The organism is Ahrensia kielensis DSM 5890, from assembly GCF_000374465.1.
GTDB lineage: Bacteria > Pseudomonadota > Alphaproteobacteria > Rhizobiales > Rhizobiaceae > Ahrensia > Ahrensia kielensis.
Map to the genome: position 1 here is coordinate 13,112 of NZ_KB894528.1, position 15,475 is coordinate 28,586.

The following is a 15,475-nucleotide window of genomic DNA, read 5'->3' on the forward strand; positions in this document are numbered from 1 at the left end:
TGAAATCTTTTATGCAATTGGATTTGATGAGTGTACGGCTTCGTGATTAGCATAAACAGCGCTATGACGCAGAGAATTGTGGGACGCCCTTCTAGCTAAGTCATTGTTTTGTATATGCCTTGATTTGGTCCCACTTTGCAGTAAGTTATTGATCGTGCGAAAAGTTTATGGGCCCTCCGAGACTCGGTAAGTGTTTTAAAAAGAACAATTTATATATTTGTTCTATCTTTTTCCAATGCCTTGTTCATCGCTTTAGACGAAAGTTTTGAACTGCTATTGTTATGTCGGCTGTTTGGATGCTGGCGGCCTGCTCGAAAACACTATTTTTATTATCCAAAGTGACCATTTGATGATGGGGTCAGATTTTACTTCACGGCTGAATAAGCTTGAACTTAGAAACCTCTTCATGGCTTTTGGCCCAAACATTAAGTCAGAAGGAATTGATCGAATCGCCTCTATGATGGATGTTTATCCAACCATTCTTGATATGTTTGAATATGAACTTCCAGAAGACGCTGCAGCGTTCGGCGTTTCGCTATACTCAGATAAGCAGAACCTAGGCGCAGGAAGCGCTTAATCAAGCGATACAGATTGATGCTGACTTGCGTAGGCTACACTGGTTAGAGTATGACGTAGGCATTGATAGCTAATCACGAGCAACACATATAATTTTGAATGATATATCTCTTGTCGACAAGACGAGTGTAAAGGTAGCATTCATCGATGCGAAAATATTTTGCTCAGCGCAAGAGGTGCATGTTATGTCAAGCAGCATCTTTAGTATCTTTGACTGCTTGTCTTGTCGCAAGTATACCGCATAATATTAGCAAGCATGCTTTTAAAATTTAAGAGAACAATTGATAGATTCGGAATATTTGTGGATAGAGATTTCTCGAAAAGTAATTGGTTTTTTGCACTAATACTCGCGATTTTTTTCTCGATACTCACTTTAAAAACCGCAACGAACGTCACGTTTCCTTACATTAATCTCGATGAGCAAGGCCATATTTCATACGCCCTGTATCTTTCTCAAGCCAAAGATTGGTTCCCAGAGTTAAATCAAATACGGATTTATGACTTTGCTCAAAAGCAATGGAGTAATGAGTTTAATTTCATTAATCATCCACCACTTGCATATCATTTACTGAATTTTTTTTCAGATATTGATCCGCCGAAACCAGAAAACCGATTTGTATCGGTTGCTTTTTTTTCCTTAGGTTTTTGGGCTCTTCTTTTTGGCCTTCATAAAACGAGTATGTTCTCTAATTTGGGTTTGTTGGCAGTAACTGCGTTTTGTATCTTGCTGAAAATCCACCTCTTTAGTGCAACTTTCACCAATGATTCTATTGCTTTTGTGGGAGGCGCAATAGTGTTCTTGGGCACGGTTATGCTCTGGAATAAACCTTCTGTAGTAGCGGCTACTCATATTTCATTTGCTCTTGGAGGGGGTGGTTTAGTATTATGTTTAGCGGCTAAACTAAACGTCGCTGTGCTTGTTGGATTTTATCTTCTCGTCAGCTTTGTATTGTTTGCATGGCAGGAAAATAAGGTTTGCCGACATGTATCAAAACTGCTTTTAGTCAGTCTTGGTTTACTGTGTTTCTTGGCCGCATTGCCATATGCTAGTTTTCTGCTCGAATTTGGTAGTCCCGCACCAAACACGGCGGGACAAATCAAAATGTTGGTAGATAACTTTGATGGGAAAAGACTCGATTTAGGCCTCTATCTCTTTTTTAGCCTAAAAGGCGCTCTTGAAAATGCTGGGCCAGATGCATTCATTACATATACTATATTTGCTGGCACTACTGTTATTACAGCGATTATTAGAGCAATACGTCCGAGCGCTGGTTTTGTTGCCGTTAGCCTCCAAAATATCGCTATTGCAACATTAAGCGCTACCGCATTTACATTTGCGGTGCATATCGGTTTTTCTTATCAACGTCATCTGGAATATGGTTGGCAACCTGAACTCTACCCTCGGTACTATTTTCCCTTACTTGGTCCTTATTTACTTTTGTTTTTTTCGTCTCTCGCAAAGCTTGGGCCGCTGCGTGCCTTTGCGCAAATAGGGTGCTCGACACCGAAGCAAGAAACGTAGAGTTGCGCCTACGCTATTGCTCTGAATACCTTAGGCGCAATCATGCAATTCAATCATAGGTAGATTTTGAAAGAGTTACCTTACAGTGTCTCGGATCTGACATGCTTTAAGTTTGCGATGGTTAAAGTAATATCTAAAACCACAAGATACACCAAATAAGCAATTTATAAATTGATTTTACATTATACTGTTGTGTGATTCTGTAATTGTAATTTATTGTTCGTTTACTTTAAATATAAATTGAGAACGTTAATGCGAATAAACTTTCTTGGATTGTGTATACGGTATGGATAAAGAAATTACACATCTTCCAAATCTCGACTTACTTTGGTTTTTAGCTGCGCTTGCTGTTGTTGGTACTCATTATGGTTATGTGGGCCCTCATTGGGGTTTAACGGGATACGCTCCGCCGACAGGTTTTCTCGAAAGCTTTCTAAGGGTTGGATGGATAGGTGTCCCGATATTCTTTGCGATGTCAGGCTTTCTAATCCCTTATGTGACCAAAAATAGTGATCCATTTTCTTACGGATTCGCACGCGCTCTCCGCTTGTTACCAGGTTTTTGGGTTTGTATGACGATAAGCTTTTTGTTTTTAAAGCTGCTTAATGATAGCTACTCCGGCTCTTTTATAACGTGGTTTGCAAACTTGTTTATGCTTCCTGAAATTCTAGGGCAGGTGCATGTCGATGGCGTTTATTGGACACTTGTTTTTGAATTCATATTTTATGGTTGGGCAGGGATATTTATTGCCTTCGGTGTGTTTCATAAGCACATATTGAAAATCAGCGCTTTGTGGTTGCTCTTCATTTTGATTAAGTTTTTCATTCTCAAAGACTCGTCCTTTGGGCAATTATTCATTTTGAGCCTTGGGTCTGCATTTATCGTTGGAATGGTGCTTTGGAGTATTTATGAAAAATGAATATCATTGTTCGCCGTAGCGATATTAATCGGCGCAACGATACAGCTATCTTTCAATTTGCAAATAGTTTCTACGCAAACATATTTGCCGACACCGCCACTTCCTTTGTCACTTGCATTCACAACGGGGCTATCAATCTTTGTGGTTAGCGTCGTTGCAGCAGCATTTTTTTTGCCGCAGATAAAAATTGGTACAAAACAGCTTTACACATTGGGGGCTATTTCCTACCCATAATACCTTCTTCATCAAGAAATCGGATATACAATTTTCAGGCGCTTCGCTTATCTTGGGCAACCACTGATTCTTATCACAGGCACAACACTATTTATTCTCTTGCTCTCTTTTATGATAAACAAAACTGTTGAGCGACCATCTAGAAAGTTACTGCAGCCATATGCTGATCAGCTTTCTTCTTTACTGCAAAGCGGCGTGAAAAAAGTGCTAAATACGCCCTTTTTCCAATCAAAAACAAATAAGGCATTTCGATCAAACTCAAATGTTTTTTTAACCAGTCTTTCAATTTTGGCCTATTCTCCAAGCGAAAACAGATTCCCAAACTAAAGACGCACAATAGTTTAACCTTTCGCAACTATGTCTATTCCAATTGGAGTGGCTGAATGGCGATTGAAGGCATAGTTATTGTTGGCGGATCTCATGGCGCGCTTGCCCTTGCAAGAAGTGTAGGTGATAGCGGTGGCAGTGTAATTTTCATCACAAAAGACTCCAATTTAGCCGTGTGGTCGAGGCATGTATCGCGAACGCTCAGATGGGGCGGTCCGCAAAATCAAAGCGCTCTAGCGTTTTTGTTAGAAGCGTCTGAAAAATATGAATTGCGTAACCACATCATTATTGCTGGTGGGGATGCGGAAGTTCAATTCATCGCTGAAAATCATGATAGCTTGTCAAAGCATTTTGAAATGCCTACGCCCAACTGGCATGATCTTCATTGGCTGTGTGATAAACCTTTGCTCTATGAGCGCGCTAAAGCGCTTTCGATAGCGATACCTGAAACTTACAAATTAAAATCAGTCGCTGACCTTGAAGAGCAATCCTTTCGCTTTCCTTTGGTACTAAAGCCAAACATGGGTGGCGGCGAAAATAAACTCACAAAGCAAAAGGTTATTCGCATAGATAATGATGAGGATTTGGCGGCTGAAATCAGCAGTGCTGAAAAACAAATCGGAATTCAAAACCTCGTGCTTCAAGAACTCATACCAGGTGACGGAAGCAACCAATATTCCTATGCGGGCTATTGGTCGAAACATGGGCCGGTTGGCGAGTTTGTTGCGCGTCGAACGCGGCAATATCCAGTCGATTTTGGGTTAACAAGCACATTTGTTGAAACTGTAGAAGACGAAGATGTCATCAACTGTGCCCATAAACTACTTAGATCAGCAAATTTTACTGGGTTGATTGAAATTGAATTTAAGCGCGATCAACGAGATGGAGAGCTGAAGCTTCTCGATGTTAACCCACGGCCTTGGTCATGGTTCGGTTTATGTAAATGTGCATCGCTGGATTTGGGTAAATTAATGTTTGAAGGGAAGGCGGATAACAATCCGATTACCCAAAAAGCTGAAATAGGTGTCACTTGGAGCTATGCAACACGCGATATTTTCGCTGCTGTAAAACTCATACAAAGAAAACAGTTTTCGATCCTTGGTTACATTAAATCTGTTGCACAAAACCGCTGTGGAGCAACTTTCAAGATCGATGATCCATTGCCCGCTATTGTGGATTTGCCGATTACTCTTTACCGCGTTTTGACGCGGCGGGTTTTTAACTTTGGCAGATCTGATCAAGGGTAAGGTTGAGGCCGTTTCAACCACTCAAATCAATTAAGATTTTTTGTCGGCCTCATATTTGAAAATTGCGAAATTTATTCTTCTTATCGAGTCGATAAAATACGGCATTCTTCGAGTTGGTATCTGATTGAAATGCCCGGTTTCAAGTATTGTAGGCGCAGCCCAGCCGATCGCGTCATGGCTTGAGCTGCCATACACGATGAAGCAATTGCGCGGTTTTTCGGCAAGGTTATTTAAAAGGCTTTCAATCACTTTGTCGAAGACGGGTTTGGAGAATGGATTATAGAAGTAAACGAAAAGATCAGTATCCGGAAACACATAGCTGGTTGCGTCTTCTTCAAGAACGCTAACATCGTTTTTCCGCGCGTTAGATTTGAAAAATTGCTTAATATTCAGTTTGGCAACATCCACAAGTTCCGATGCAAATTCAACGCCAACAATTTTGGGGAATTTGTATTGTGCTGCGAGCAATAAAGTTCTTCCCTTGCCGCAACCAAGATCAATAAATGTGCTGCTGGTTTGATCCATATCATCGGGCATATTTTCCATTATAAAATGGAAGCTATTTGGCGACGTACAAACGCATTCATTTCCAAGATCTTTGTTGGGGCCTACAACATTCAAAAAGTCTAACCGAATGGAACCTGCGGTGTCTACACCGTGTTTTCGGTCCCATCGTTTAGCAAAATAGTTGGCAGATATATGTTGGATATTGCGCGTGATGAATTGATAAGAGCCACGTATGCCGTGCTTTCTCAATAGGTCTATAATGCCTTTTATACCGAGACTTTTGATTTGCTTCACCGCACGGCCCAAACGACCGACTGAGTGATCTTCAAGGTTTTTCGAAGTGTGGTTTTCTTGCTGCTGATCCACGCTAAAGTCTCTCTCGTAAATTTAAGAAGTTTTGGAATAATAACAGCAATGAACTACAATACTCTTAAGATTAAGCATTCGGTAAATGTGATCTGGGAGCAGCCTAAGCGAAACAGAAAGCACTTGCTTCCCTTTTGAAAATCAGGTTTATGCTTTCGGAACGTACTAGGACCCGGTGAGAATCCGGGTGGCTCTTCCGGCCGCTGATCCGCCGGATAATCCTGAAAATTCCCAAACATATTATCGGGCCGTCTTTTGAAAGACTTTCCGCCACTGGGTATGGACTATATTAAATGATTTCACTTACTGACTACCGCCAACAATGGTTTGGCAACATACGGGGAGATGTGCTTGCAGGCATCGTCGTTGCGCTGGCACTTATCCCAGAAGCGATAGCCTTCGCGATTATCGCAGGCGTTGATCCCAAAGTAGCGCTTTATGCCTCTTTCTCTATCGCGGTGTTAATCGCTTTCGTTGGGGGCCGACCCGGAATGATCTCCGCAGCCACCGCAGCGACAGCCGTATTAATGGTCACACTCGTTCGCGACTATGGGCTTGAATATCTCTTAGCAGCGACAGTACTCGCAGGACTATTGCAGATAGCGGCTGGGTTTTTGAAGCTCGGACGTTTCATGCGTTATGTCTCAAAATCTGTGATGACGGGATTTTTAAACGCACTGGCGATTTTAATTTTCATGGCGCAGTTGCCGGAACTAAATTTAGCGAATCCCGGCGTTACTTATTTAACCTACGCGCTCGTCGCCTTGGGGTTAGCTATCATTTATTTGTTTCCGCGCATTACAACTGCTGTTCCTTCCCCGCTTGTGACGATCATTGTTTTAACCGTGCTTGTCGTCGTTATGGGCTGGGATGGTGTGCGCACCGTTGGTGACATGGGGGCAATGCCTGACACGTTACCTGTGTTTCTCATCCCGCAGATTCCGCTGAACTTTGAAACGCTATTGATTATTTTGCCTTATTCGTTGGCGGTGGCCGTTGTGGGCTTACTTGAAAGCTTAATGACGCAAAATATAGTCGACGATTTAACCGATACGAAATCAAGTCGTGATCAAGAATGTATTGGCCAAGGTATCGCCAACACTGCCACTGGCTTCATTGGTGGTATGGCAGGTTGCGCTATGATTGGTCAGTCTATTATCAACGTAAAGTCAGGGGGGCGGGGACGACTATCAGCCTTTACCGCTGGTGCCGTTTTGTTGCTTCTCGTTGTTGGCCTTGGCGATATGGTTGCACGCATCCCAATGCCGGCCCTCGTTGCCATCATGATTATGGTGTCAATCGGTACATTCTCATGGTCATCAATAAAAGCGATGCGCGTGCACCCACGTTCGTCCACAATTGTTATGTTGGCGACGGTTGCTGCCGTCGTTTACACTCACAATCTAGCTATTGGCGTTCTAATTGGTGTCCTGTTGTCTGGCATCTTTTTTGCTGCCAAAATTGCTCAATTGTTCCGTATCACGTCGACACTTTCGGATGACGGTCGGGTGCGCACATATGCTCTTGAAGGCCAGTTATTCTACGGTTCGACGGAGGATTTCACGCAAGCTTTTGATTTCCGTGAAGCTCCTGATCGCGTAGTAATAGATGTAACGCGGGCACATATTTGGGACATCAGTTCTGTGCAAGCATTGGATATGGCGATCTTGAAATTTCGCCGCGAAGGTGCCGATGTAGAAGTTATCGGCATGAATGAAGCATCTGAAACCATCGTTGATAAGCTTGCAATTCATGACAAGCCTGGCGCGATGGATAAGTTGATGGGACATTGAGGGAGAGAGTGAATGGATAAGATTTTAACACTGCTGGACGGGTCCGAATATTCCGAAAGCGTTTGCCACCATACGGCGTGGATAGCGCAGAAGCTCAATGCTCATGTTGTAGCCATGCATGTGTTGGGGCGTCGTGAAGCAGCGCCGGCGACCGACTTGTCTGGCGCTTTGCGTCTTGGTGCTCGCACTGCACTTCTTGAAGAGTTATCTGCCCTGGATGAGCAACGTGCGAAATTGGCGCAAGCCAAAGGTCACGCGATATTGGAAGATGCAAAGAAAATCCTTGAAAAGGACGATATACCTTCGGTGACTTTGCGTCTGCGGAAAGGTGACCTTCTCGACTCTGTCCGTGAGTTTGATGGTGAAATTCGCGCGATCACCATCGGAAAACGTGGTGAAGGTGCAGATTTTGCTTCCGGACATTTGGGCTCAAATTTGGAGCGTATCGTTCGCATATCCAAGGTGCCGGTGTTTGTGGCCTCGCGAGAATTCCGACCTATCTCTAAGGTTCTTGTCGCTTATGACGGTAGTGCAAGTGCTAAAGTTGCTATCGAACGCATGTCAACGAGCCCTGTCTTCGATGATCTCGACATTTGCGTTCTTTGCGTTGGGCAAGACAGCGTTAAGGCTCAAAAAACGGCAGATGAAGCTGTTGCGAAACTAAGCGCCGCGAATATCAAAGCATCGTCCCGTGTTGAAGCGGGTGAACCTGAAGATGTTTTGAGCAAGCTTGTGGCGGAAGAGGGGTTCGATCTATTGGTAATGGGAGCCTACGGACATAGCCGGATTAGAACACTTATTATCGGCTCTACAACGGCTGCAATGGTTCAGTCCGTAAAAATTCCAGTCTTGTTGTATAAATAGAAATGAGTGCGGCCTCTTGAGGCCGCGTTTTCTATTTTGCAAAATGTTGCCTCGTTAGTCTATTACTTAGTTACCTTTTAAAAGGGGCGCAGTATTAACCAAAACTTGTTGTGCTTCTACCAATTTGATCTGATGTTAACATCAAGCGAAAATACGCTTAAATCTCTCATAACAACCAAAATTTTCTGTGCAAATTAAACTGTTTATGGCAGGCTTAGTGCATGAAAAAACAAGCCTTATATTTGACGACAGCAATGTTTTTACATTTGCCTTTTGCTTCTGCGCTTGAAATCAAAGCGGTCGATGATGATGCATTCGTTGACGTCGATATGAAGCAGGCAAAGCTGGGTCAGCTGTTGTTTTGGGACCCTGTTTTGTCAGGCAACAAGAATATTTCTTGTGGCACGTGCCATCATCCAAAGCTTGGCACTGCCGACGGCGTTTCACTGTCAATCGGCGAGGGCGGTATCGGGTTGGGGCCTGATCGGGTGGTTGATAAAAACAATATTCCTGAGCAGCGTATTCCGCGTAATGCACCCGCATTGTTTAACCTTGGCGCAAAAGAATTTACTGTCATGTTTCATGATGGGCGACTTGAAGCCGATGATACAAAAAAATCTGGATTACGCACCCCGCTAGACGATGACATGACTGTTGGGTTCTCCGGTGTGTTATCCGCGCAATCAATGTTTCCTGTTTTGTCGTCAGATGAAATGGCAGGGCATTATAGCGAGAACGATGTTGCTAAAGCTGTTCGCCGCGGTTTGATAACGGGCACCGATGGCGCGTGGGATATTATCTCAAAGCGTGTTGCTGCAATCGATGAATATCAAAAGATGTTCGATGAGATTGATCCCGAAATAGCGCAGGGAAAGCCAATCGGGTTTACAGATATTTCAAATGCTATTGCAGCATTTATCGCCTTTGAGTGGCGATCAGACGAGAGCCCGTTCGACAATTATCTTCGCGGCGAAGCGCAGCTTGATGATGTCGCGGCGCAAGGCATGGACTTGTTTTACGGTAAAGCTCAATGCGCATCTTGCCACACAGGACCGTTCCAAACAGACCATAAGTTTCATGCAATGGGCGTGCCGCAAATTGGCCCCGGAAAAGCCGAGCGGTTCGAAAGCCATAGTCAAGATACAGGCCGAATGCGGGTGACAGGAAGGCTTGAAGATGCATACGCATTTCGCACGCCATCTTTACGCAATGTGACTTTGACTGCACCTTACGGACATTCAGGCGCTTATCGTAATTTACGTCATTTCCTTGAGGCGCATGTCGAGCCCTCCACGGCAGTTGATTATTACGACAAAAGTGAAGCCCAGTTTAGTGACTACACGCCGCCTAAAAATGATTGGGCAGCACTAGAAGATGCAAAAGAAAATCAAGCAATCAAAGATGCCGTTCGCTGGTCCGGTGTAAAACTGGCGGCAGGTGAAATTGATGTTTTAATGGCTTTTATGGGTGCTTTGGAAGATAAGAAAAGTCTGACTTCGCGGCTTGGTGTGCCAAACACGGTGCCAAGCGGTTTGCCGGTCGACAAGTAAGCGACCCGTTGCTGTGTTGGGTGAACTTTAAATCGGGCTAAGCTCGATTTGATTGCTGTCGCCACGCTTAGCAATAATTCTGCTGTTCGCTTCGATTTTTGTCCATTCAGATGTGGAACCATCGGGCCATATGACGCGTATTTCTGCTTGCTTGGCTAAACCTAGACCAAAATGGGTAGGGCCGATCTTACCGCTGGCATGACCGCCGCCGATTGTGATTTCTTGTGTTTGTACTTTGCTGTCAGATGCAGTGCGTAATTCAATCCAGGCGCCAATAGCATCGACATTGCTGACGTTTTGTTGGAGCTTGATAGACGCAAAATTACCGCTATTCGTGCTCGCATTCTCATAGATATCGAAAGCGGCGCGTCGGTTCATAACCGCGATATCCAGTTTTCCGTCTAGATTAAAATCTGCAATCGAAGCGCCACGTGAACGGGCTGTATCAGCAAGCCCTGCTTCAAGTCCCACCTCAACAAAAGTGCCATCTGCTTCTTGTACGAGTAGATTGTTCGGGTCCTTCATCGCCATGCCAGGCATTTGGTCGACATTGCCCTTGGCGATAAAAAGATCAGCAAGACCGTCATTATTAATGTCGTTAAACTCTGCATGCCAACCAGTAGAAGGGCGACCATCATCGCCGGTATAGGGGCGCTGTGCATAAGCGCCGATATTGAACGGCGCATTTTCCATTTTTGCGCCGCCTGCATAAAATTGGATTAACTGATCACCCATGGATGTCAGCATTATATCGGGCGCTTTATCGCCGTTTAGATCCTGACTGGCGATCCCCATTCCCCAAACGGAAATAGGCAACCAGCCGTCTTCACGTGTAAGGAAGCGCATTTCATCGAGGCGAAACATTTGCTCCTCGCCGTCACGCAAATAATAATGGCGGTCATTGGAAATGCGTAGATCGCGGCGCCCGTTTCGCGTCCAGTCTGAAAAGAGCATGGAAAGCGCGCAGTAGCCCGGATCGAGAGTTATGGGTTCTTGGTAATGTAAGCCTTCTGGCCGGTACAGATGGTTTACATCGCAAGCACCAAACGGCCCTTCAGGATTATCGCGGTCAACATAATTGCCAACGGCTAATGTCGGCAAGCTTGCGTTTTCTTCCCATATTGCAGAGAAAGATGTGGTCCAGCGATCAAGCCCATTGAAATGCCATGGAGCATTTGCTTCTTCAAATTGACAGTTCCCTAAGCCGCGCAGAATTTTGTTCTCGCCCACGCGCATGACGAACAAATCCATATGCTCATCATTATCAATGTTGATAGGGTAGGCGCCGGTTACTGAATCAAATTCAGCGCCAGTATTCGGCAGGTTTTGAAAATGGATTGCAGCGCCTGCTTGTGTTGTCGTGTTGACCGCAAGGCGCGACATGTTTTCGCCGCCAGCAAGAAACACATCGGGAAAGGCGTCGCCGTTACAATCAAATGTCGCCATGCCGCCGCCGACAAAATACTCCCAGCCACCATTATATATGTGCTCAAAATCAAAAGTCTTTGCGCGTGGCTCGAATTTAATATCGCCAGCAAAAACAGTCGATGAGGTAAGAAGAGCAGTCAGTGTGAGGGCAAACTTGTTCAATGCGGCGGGCCTATTGATTTGTGCTCGTTGCGCTAAGCAATGTTTCGGTTAGCTCAGAAAGTGCAAGCGCTGCAGCGCCCTGTGCCCAGAGTAGGTCACCCCAAGTGTGAACTTCAATATCTGGCCTCGTGCGTTGCCAGTCTAGCGTTTGGCGTTCCATTTCCTGCAATACTTCATCCTCGTATAGAAAGTCATATTGCATGCGAGCGCCGGATAGAATGACCAAGCTTGGGTCAAAAAGATTGACGACATTCGCAAGGCCAGTCGCAAGGTATCGGCCAGCACGTTTGAAAATTGTCGTCGCAGCTTCATGGCCGTTTTTGGCTTCCTCAAAAAGCCTATCTAGAATCAAACTTATATCGCCCATTTCACTGGGGTCCAAAGTGAGCGCAGTTGAGGCTTCGCGCACAAGCGCGTAGTCAGCGACATAGGCTTCAAGGCATCCACGCTGGCCACATCGGCACAATGCCCCATCAAGCTGCACTTTTGTGTGGCCAAGCTCCATGCCCACACCATGTGCACCGCGGTAAATTCTATGGTTGACGACAAGCCCCATGCCTATGCCGTGCTCAATAGTAATAACTGCGAAATCAGAAACCGTGCGCCCTTTACCAAACCAAAGTTCGGCTAGTGTGACGAGATTGGTGTCATTGTCTATATAGACAGGGCAATTCAAAACTTCGCTGGCCAAAGCTGCAAGAGCGATGTTTTGTTGATCGAGCATAGGAGACCAAATCACTTTGCCAGCAGCGCAATCGATCAATCCAGGCAGTCCCATGCCAATGGCTGAAAGTTGGGAGTGTTTTATGCCGCTCTCTTTAAGCGCCATCTGCAAGACATCATTGATCTCTTTTAATATGTCATTTGCGCCGCGTGATGCACTATTGTGAGCGATGTCGGCCGAGCCCAACATGTTGCCTGCAAAATCCATGATGACCGCAGTGTGCGTTTTGTCGTTGGTTTTGATGCCTGCTACAAAGAAAGAATCTTTACGAATAGCGATAGAAACAGGTGGCCGCCCGCGGATAGGCTCGCCTTCGCGCGGCGGTGTTGTCACTTCATGTACATAACCAGCCTGTATAAGTTCATTGACGAGTGCGGTTACACTGGCAGGACTAATTTGGAGGCTGCTTGAAATATCAACGCGCGCGCACAGGCCAGCGCCGCGAACATGTTCAAATATTTGCTGCTTTAAAGTTCGACTTATATCGGACGATTGCGCAATAAGCGGTCCGACGCCTTGAATGTGTTCGGTGTCATTGCTGTGCTGCAACATTAATTTATCAACTGAAATTAAACAGCGAATAAAACGCTAAAAATCCCAGAAGCCTCCCATTTGTGTTTAATATTTACCACTTATTTCAAAAAATGGTCAATTTATTTTTTGACAACTGAAAAAAATAAATCCATGATGTTGGCATACTCGGTATAGGTATCGAGGCGGCCAGGCATGGCGTATTAATCTCGGGAGGATTTTTAAATGCGTAAATTTATCTCTGTGGCAGCTTTCGCTGCTGTGGCAATGGCATCTGTTTCAACAGCGGCTATGGCTGAAGGTAAAAAGATTGGCGTAAGCTGGTCAAATTTCCAAGAAGAGCGCTGGAAAACAGATGAAGCAGCGATGAAAGCTGCCATCGAAGAAAATGGCGATGAGTATATCTCTGCCGACGCTCAAGCATCTGCAGCTAAACAGCTTACTGATGTTGAAAGCTTAATCGCGCAGGGTGCTGATGCACTCGTTATTCTATCCGTTGACTCAGGCGCAGTTGGCGCAGCTGTTGATGCAGCCGCAGCTGAAGGCATTCCTGTTCTTGGTTATGACCGTCTTGTTGAAGATGAACGTGCTTTCTACCTGACTTTCGATAACAAAGGTGTTGGCCGTATCATCGCTGAAAGCGTTAAAGCTGTTCAGCCTGAAGGCAATTACGCAATCATCAAAGGCGACAAGGGCGATCCGAACGCACTCTTCTTGCTTGAAGGCATGATGGAAGTGATTGGTCCAGACGTTGAAGCTGGTAAAATCACAGTTGTTGGTGAAGCTTTCACTGATGGTTGGAAGCCAGACAATGCTCAGAAAAACATGGAGCAGATCCTTACAGCGAACGATAACAAAGTAGATGCTGTTCTTGCTGAAAATGATGGCATGGCAGGCGGCGTTATTGCAGCGCTGCAGGCACAGGGCATGAATGTTCCAGTTGGTGGCCAAGATGGTGACCATGCTGCGCTTAACCGCGTTGCACGCGGCACGCAGGTTGTGTCTGTATGGAAAGATGCACGCCAACTTGGTAAAGCAGCCGGCAACATTGCTGCAATGCTTGCTGACGGAAAAGCGATGTCTGATATTCCTGATGCCGTTAAATGGTCAGGTGGATCGAAAGGCGTTGAAATGAATGCAATCTTCCTTGCTCCTACACCAATAACAAAAGACAACATTAGTGCTGTTATTGATGCTGGCCACATTGCCAAAGACAAAGTCTGTGAAGGCGCTGTCGACGGTGTTAACGGCTGCTAATTAGCGCACGTTAACTTGCCTAATATTGACAAAGTCCGCCGATTTTCGGCGGGCTTTGGTTCAAAAGGCCCAAAGAATTTATAATATTTTCGATGTTTTGAGCCGCATAACCTGCGGTAACTGATGATCCACATCAGGAGGAAATTATGGTAAGCCCTAATTTAGAACACTTGTCCGATGACGCACGTACCGGACCTGTGAAGCGCTTTTTAAAAGCCACAGAAATAGACAGCAGATTGCTGGGCATGATCGGTGCTCTCGTCCTTATCTGGGTTGGCTTCCACCTTTATGGCGGTATCGTCAACGGTTTTGCCGCGTTCATAACACCGCGTAACTTATGGAATTTGTCGGTTCAGACATCGTCCATCGGTATCATGGCAACGGGCATGGTTCTCGTTATTGTTACGCGCCACATTGACCTCTCGGTCGGCTCAATTCTTGGCTTTGCAGCGATGATGATGGCGGTGACGCAGGTCAATATCTTGCCAGATATTCTCGGGCTTGGACATCCTGCCATATGGCTAATCGCAATTGCTGTCGGCTTGTTGGTCGGCACACTTGTTGGCGCTTTTCATGGCTGGTTGATTGCCTATCGTGGCATACCAGCTTTCATCGTAACGCTTGGCGGCCTTTTGGTTTGGCGCGGCGCGACCTTCTTGATTACGCGCGGTGAAACAATTGCACCGATGGATTCAACCTTTGCACTGCTGGGCGGCGGTCCTTACGGAGCGGTGGGCTCAACATGGAGCTGGGTGCTCGGCATTATCGCCTCAGTAGGCGTGGTTTTCATGCTGCTTTCTGGCCGCAAACAGCGCAAGCGTTTTCAGTTTCCATTACGTCCAGTTTGGGCTGACACATTCTTGGGAGTTGTGGGCTGCGGATTGATCCTTGGGTTTGTGATGCTCGTCAATGCATATCCTTGGCCGCGCGGTATTGTACGCCAATATGCAGCGGCGAATAATATCGAGGTGCCGGATGGCGGTCTCTTCATCTCACACGGTTTTGCAATTCCTGTTTTGATCTTGATCCTTGTCGGATTGGCCATGACATTTTTGACTACCCGTACACGTTTTGGTCGCTACGTCTTTGCTATCGGCGGCAATCCTGAAGCAGCAGAACTTGCTGGTATCAATACACGCTGGGTGACAGTGAAAATCTTTGCACTCATGGGCTTCTTGAGCGGTCTGTCCGCCGTGGTTGCCAGCGCAAGATTGAACTCTGCCTCTGGTAACCTTGGAACACTTGATGAGCTTTATGTAATCGCTGCGGCTGTTATTGGCGGCACATCCTTTGCCGGTGGTGTTGGAACGATTTACGGCGCCATTCTCGGAGCGGTCGTTATGCAGAGCCTTCAAGCTGGCATGGTCTTGATCGGGTTTGACGCAGCCGTGCAGCAGATCGTTGTTGGTTCAGTTCTTGTTGTCGCCGTTTGGGTCGACACAATGTACCGCAAACGCGCACAATAATT

12 protein-coding genes and 1 other annotated feature are annotated in these 15,475 nt (G+C 45.7%); of the genes, 9 read left to right on the forward strand and 3 right to left on the reverse strand.

Annotation, left to right across the window (positions count from 1 at the left end):
* Window positions 1–265 precede the first annotated feature (265 nt).
* From C504_RS0100075 to C504_RS0100100, 4 genes are all read left to right on the forward strand, one after another.
* On the forward strand, window positions 266–577 hold the full coding sequence (locus tag C504_RS0100075; protein ID WP_169385066.1) for an alkaline phosphatase family protein: 312 nt from the start codon (window positions 266–268) through the stop codon (window positions 575–577).
* Between the two features lie 300 nt (window positions 578–877).
* Window positions 878–2,098, forward strand: coding sequence for a hypothetical protein (locus C504_RS0100080; protein ID WP_169385067.1), 1,221 nt, complete (start codon window positions 878–880; stop codon window positions 2,096–2,098).
* 286 nt (window positions 2,099–2,384) lie between these two features.
* On the forward strand, window positions 2,385–3,017 hold the full coding sequence (locus tag C504_RS0100085; protein WP_018687248.1) for an acyltransferase family protein: 633 nt from the start codon (window positions 2,385–2,387) through the stop codon (window positions 3,015–3,017).
* Between the two features lie 617 nt (window positions 3,018–3,634).
* On the forward strand, window positions 3,635–4,825 hold the full coding sequence (locus tag C504_RS0100100) for a carboxylate--amine ligase (RefSeq protein ID WP_018687251.1): 1,191 nt from the start codon (window positions 3,635–3,637) through the stop codon (window positions 4,823–4,825).
* 30 nt (window positions 4,826–4,855) lie between these two features.
* Here C504_RS0100100 and C504_RS0100105 read toward each other — a convergent pair whose 3' ends face one another.
* Window positions 4,856–5,626 carry a class I SAM-dependent methyltransferase gene (locus tag C504_RS0100105; RefSeq protein ID WP_245555085.1) on the reverse strand — a complete coding sequence of 257 codons (771 nt, stop codon included), beginning with the start codon at window positions 5,624–5,626 and terminating at the stop codon, window positions 4,856–4,858.
* 237 nt (window positions 5,627–5,863) lie between these two features.
* Window positions 5,864–5,919, forward strand: a sequence feature (sul1 is cis-regulatory element that is thought to sense ions involved in sulfur or methionine metabolism; They are found in Alphaproteobacteria).
* A gap of 72 nt (window positions 5,920–5,991) precedes the next feature.
* Between C504_RS0100105 and C504_RS0100110 the strand changes: the two genes are divergently transcribed.
* The 3 genes from C504_RS0100110 to C504_RS0100120 all read left to right on the forward strand — a co-directional run bounded on the left by C504_RS0100110 (window position 5,992) and on the right by C504_RS0100120 (window position 9,905).
* Window positions 5,992–7,491 carry a SulP family inorganic anion transporter gene (locus C504_RS0100110; protein ID WP_018687253.1) on the forward strand — a complete coding sequence of 500 codons (1,500 nt, stop codon included), beginning with the start codon at window positions 5,992–5,994 and terminating at the stop codon, window positions 7,489–7,491.
* Between the two features lie 12 nt (window positions 7,492–7,503).
* Entirely contained in the window at window positions 7,504–8,355 is an 852-nt protein-coding gene (locus C504_RS0100115; RefSeq protein ID WP_018687254.1) for a universal stress protein, read from the forward strand.
* Between the two features lie 221 nt (window positions 8,356–8,576).
* Window positions 8,577–9,905, forward strand: coding sequence for a cytochrome-c peroxidase (locus C504_RS0100120; protein ID WP_018687255.1), 1,329 nt, complete (start codon window positions 8,577–8,579; stop codon window positions 9,903–9,905).
* A gap of 27 nt (window positions 9,906–9,932) precedes the next feature.
* Here the strand turns inward: C504_RS0100120 and C504_RS0100125 are convergent, their stop codons facing one another.
* Window positions 9,933–11,495, reverse strand: a complete 1,563-nt coding sequence (locus tag C504_RS0100125; RefSeq protein ID WP_018687256.1) for a CRTAC1 family protein — start codon at window positions 11,493–11,495, stop codon at window positions 9,933–9,935.
* Between the two features lie 10 nt (window positions 11,496–11,505).
* Window positions 11,506–12,771, reverse strand: a complete 1,266-nt coding sequence (locus tag C504_RS0100130; protein WP_018687257.1) for an ROK family transcriptional regulator — start codon at window positions 12,769–12,771, stop codon at window positions 11,506–11,508.
* A 204-nt stretch (window positions 12,772–12,975) separates the two neighbouring features.
* On the opposite strand from C504_RS0100130, the gene C504_RS0100135 reads away from it, so the two are divergent.
* Together C504_RS0100135 and C504_RS0100140 are read left to right on the forward strand one after the other, a co-directional pair.
* Window positions 12,976–14,007 carry a substrate-binding domain-containing protein gene (locus C504_RS0100135; protein WP_018687258.1) on the forward strand — a complete coding sequence of 344 codons (1,032 nt, stop codon included), beginning with the start codon at window positions 12,976–12,978 and terminating at the stop codon, window positions 14,005–14,007.
* A gap of 146 nt (window positions 14,008–14,153) precedes the next feature.
* The gene (locus C504_RS0100140) at window positions 14,154–15,473 is read left to right on the forward strand and encodes a sugar ABC transporter permease (protein ID WP_018687259.1); all 1,320 of its coding nucleotides are present in this window, start codon (window positions 14,154–14,156) and stop codon (window positions 15,471–15,473) included.
* Window positions 15,474–15,475: the final 2 nt, after the last annotated feature.

Bases quoted from the DNA above. Each gene is read 5' to 3' on its own strand.
- C504_RS0100130 (WP_018687257.1), bottom strand. From the start codon at position 12,771: ATGTTGCAGCACAGCAATGACACCGAACACATTCAAGGCGTCGGACCG.
- C504_RS0100085 (WP_018687248.1), top strand. From the start codon at position 2,385: ATGGATAAAGAAATTACACATCTTCCAAATCTCGACTTACTTTGGTTT.
- C504_RS0100140 (WP_018687259.1), top strand. From the start codon at position 14,154: ATGGTAAGCCCTAATTTAGAACACTTGTCCGATGACGCACGTACCGGA.
- C504_RS0100115 (WP_018687254.1), top strand. From the start codon at position 7,504: ATGGATAAGATTTTAACACTGCTGGACGGGTCCGAATATTCCGAAAGC.
- C504_RS0100120 (WP_018687255.1), top strand. From the start codon at position 8,577: ATGAAAAAACAAGCCTTATATTTGACGACAGCAATGTTTTTACATTTG.
- C504_RS0100135 (WP_018687258.1), top strand. From the start codon at position 12,976: ATGCGTAAATTTATCTCTGTGGCAGCTTTCGCTGCTGTGGCAATGGCA.
- C504_RS0100100 (WP_018687251.1), top strand. From the start codon at position 3,635: ATGGCGATTGAAGGCATAGTTATTGTTGGCGGATCTCATGGCGCGCTT.
- C504_RS0100110 (WP_018687253.1), top strand. From the start codon at position 5,992: ATGATTTCACTTACTGACTACCGCCAACAATGGTTTGGCAACATACGG.